Annotated in this window: 1 tRNA gene and 2 rRNA genes; all 3 read left to right on the forward strand. The window is 53.9% G+C overall.

What is annotated here, in order from left to right:
* The first annotated feature begins 58 nt into the window (after positions 1–58).
* Positions 59–2937, forward strand: a 23S ribosomal RNA gene (locus AC2CHD_RS20955).
* 172 nt (positions 2938–3109) lie between these two features.
* Positions 3110–3224 (forward strand): 5S ribosomal RNA (gene rrf, locus AC2CHD_RS20960).
* A 105-nt stretch (positions 3225–3329) separates the two neighbouring features.
* Positions 3330–3406, forward strand: a tRNA-Met gene (locus AC2CHD_RS20965).
* Position 3407: the final 1 nt, after the last annotated feature.

Here is a 3407-nt window from a genome sequence, read left to right on the forward strand (position 1 = left end):
CTGGTCTTTTCTGTCAGTGTCGTCTGGAGCAATCCGGATGAGCATTGGCAATGAGAATGATCAAGTGTCTTAAGGGCAATTGGTGGATGCCTTGGCATGCACAGGCGATGAAGGACGTGATACGCTGCGAAAAGCTACGGGGAGGTGCGAATACCCTTTGATCCGTAGATATCCGAATGGGGAAACCCACCTTAGATACTTGGGAAATCAGGCGCGCCGTTGGCGCTTGGGTGAATAGAGAAATGGTGAATAGTGAATGGTCGAAAATACCATTCACCATTTTGCCATTCACCATTCACTGCGCGTCGAAGACGCGCCTGGTTTCCAAGTATCGCAATAAGGTATCTTATTCTGAATACATAGGGATAAGAAGCGAACGCGGGGAACTGAAACATCTAAGTACCCGTAGGAAAGGACATCAACCGAGACTCCGCTAGTAGTGGCGAGCGAACGCGGACCAGGCCAGTGGCTATCGTTTAACAAGCAGAACCTTCTGGAAAGTTGGACCGGAGCGGGTGACAGTCCCGTATGCGTAATGTGAACGATAGTCCTCGAGTAGGGCGGGACACGTGAAATCCTGTCTGAACATGGGGGGACCACCCTCCAAGCCTAAGTACTCGTGCATGACCGATAGCGAACTAGTACCGTGAGGGAAAGGTGAAAAGCACCCCGACGAGGGGAGTGAAAGAGTACCTGAAACCGGTTGCCTACAAACAGTGGGAGCACGCAAGTGTGACCACGTACCTTTTGTATAATGGGTCAGCGACTTAATGTAACGTGCAAGCTTAAGCCGGTAGGTGTAGGCGCAGCGAAAGCGAGTCTTAACAGGGCGTTCAGTACGTTGCATTAGACCCGAAACCGAGTGATCTAGCCATGAGCAGGTTGAAGGTAAGGTAACACTTACTGGAGGACCGAACCCATATCTGTTGCAATAGATCGGGATGACTTGTGGCTAGGGGTGAAAGGCCAATCAAACTCGGAAATAGCTGGTTCTCCGCGAAATCTATTTAGGTAGAGCGTCGACCGAATACCCTCGGGGGTAGAGCACTGGATGGGCTAGGGGTCCTCACCGGATTACCAAACCTAACCAAACTCCGAATACCGAGGAGTACTAGTCGGCAGACACACGGCGGGTGCTAACGTCCGTCGTGGAGAGGGAAACAACCCTGACCAACAGCTAAGGTCCCCAAGTTATGGCTAAGTGGGAAAGGATGTGAGACTCCCAAAACAACCAGGATGTTGGCTTAGAAGCAGCCATCATTTAAAGAAAGCGTAACAGCTCACTGGTCTAATTAAGGGGTTTTGCGCCGAAAATGTACCGGGGCTAAAGCCATACACCGAAGCTTTGGGCTTGCTTTGCAAGCGGTAGCGGAGCGTTCCGTAGGCTGATGAAGGGAGACCCGTGAGGGCTCCTGGAGGTATCGGAAGTGCGAATGCTGACATGAGTAACGATAAAGGGGGTGAGAGACCCCCTCGCCGAAAGTCCAAGGGTTCCTGCTTAAAGTTAATCTGAGCAGGGTTAGCCGGCCCCTAAGGCGAGGCCGAAAGGCGTAGTCGATGGGAACCACGTTAATATTCGTGGGCCTGGAGGTAGTGACGGATTGCGGACGTTGTCTTTCCTTATTGGATTGGAGAGGCAGCCATGTGGTCCCAGGAAATAGCTCCTCCATATAGACCGTACCCGAAACCGACACAGGTGGACTGGTAGAGTATACCAAGGCGCTTGAGAGAACTCTGCTGAAGGAACTCGGCAAAATGCACGCGTAACTTCGGGATAAGCGTGACCCTTCGGTGGGCAACCATCGGGGGGTGGCACAGACCAGGGGGTAGCGACTGTTTATCAAAAACACAGGGCTCTGCGAAGTCGCAAGACGACGTATAGGGTCTGACGCCTGCCCGGTGCCGGAAGGTTAAGAGGAGGAGTGCAAGCTCTGAATTGAAGCCCCGGTAAACGGCGGCCGTAACTATAACGGTCCTAAGGTAGCGAAATTCCTTGTCGGGTAAGTTCCGACCTGCACGAATGGCGTAACGACTTCCCCGCTGTCTCCAGCAGAGACTCAGTGAAATTGAATTCCCCGTGAAGATGCGGGGTTCCTGCGGTTAGACGGAAAGACCCCGTGCACCTTTACTATAGCTTTACACTGGCATTCGTGTCGGCATGTGTAGGATAGGTGGTAGGCTTTGAAGCGTGGGCGCCAGCTCGCGTGGAGCCATCCTTGAAATACCACCCTTATCTACATGGATGTCTAACCGCGGTCCGTTATCCGGATCCGGGACAGTGTATGGTGGGTAGTTTGACTGGGGCGGTCGCCTCCTAAAGAGTAACGGAGGCGCGCGATGGTGGGCTCAGAACGGTCGGAAATCGTTCGCTGAGTGCAATGGCATAAGCCTGCCTGACTGCGAGACTGACAAGTCGAGCAGAGACGAAAGTCGGTCATAGTGATCCGGTGGTCCCGCGTGGAAGGGCCATCGCTCAACGGATAAAAGGTACGCCGGGGATAACAGGCTGATGACCCCCAAGAGTCCATATCGACGGGGTTGTTTGGCACCTCGATGTCGACTCATCGCATCCTGGGGCTGGAGCAGGTCCCAAGGGTATGGCTGTTCGCCATTTAAAGCGGTACGTGAGTTGGGTTCAGAACGTCGTGAGACAGTTCGGTCCCTATCTGCCGTGGGTGTAGGAATATTGACAGGATCTGTCCCTAGTACGAGAGGACCGGGATGGACGTATCTCTGGTGGACCTGTTGTGGCGCCAGCCGCATAGCAGGGTAGCTATATACGGAACGGATAACCGCTGAAGGCATCTAAGCGGGAAACCGACCTGAAAACGAGTATTCCCTGAGAGTCGTGGGAGACCACCACGTTGATAGGCCGGGTGTGGAAGTGCGGCAACGCATGGAGCTTACCGGTACTAATAACTCGATCGGCTTGAATCATTCTCATTGCTTATGCTCATCTTGAGCGCTCTCGCGGGTTTGCCTTGCAAACCGCTGCGCGGGCGCGGCGCATAAGCGCCGACGGCCAGTCGGCCTTGCGGGCTTCGCCCGGAGCCAGATAAATCAATGACCGAAAGGTCAACCAGCTTCTCGATTACATGCGTTTCGCCGACCTGGTGGTTATGGCGGGGCGGCTGCACCCGTTCCCATTCCGAACACGGCCGTGAAACGCCCCAGCGCCGATGGTACTTCGTCTTAAGACGCGGGAGAGTAGGTCGCTGCCAGGTCTGCAAAACGCATGGAAATCTTCTCAAAACAAACCAAACTCAGAAAAAGGCCGCAACAAGCGGCCTTTTGCCATGAAAACAGGCAAGAAAACGCAAATAAGTTGACGCGGGGTGGAGCAGCCCGGTAGCTCGTCAGGCTCATAACCTGAAGGTCGCAGGTTCAAATCCTGCCCCCGCAACCAA

This window comes from Nitratireductor sp. ATLC21 (genome assembly GCF_057196525.1).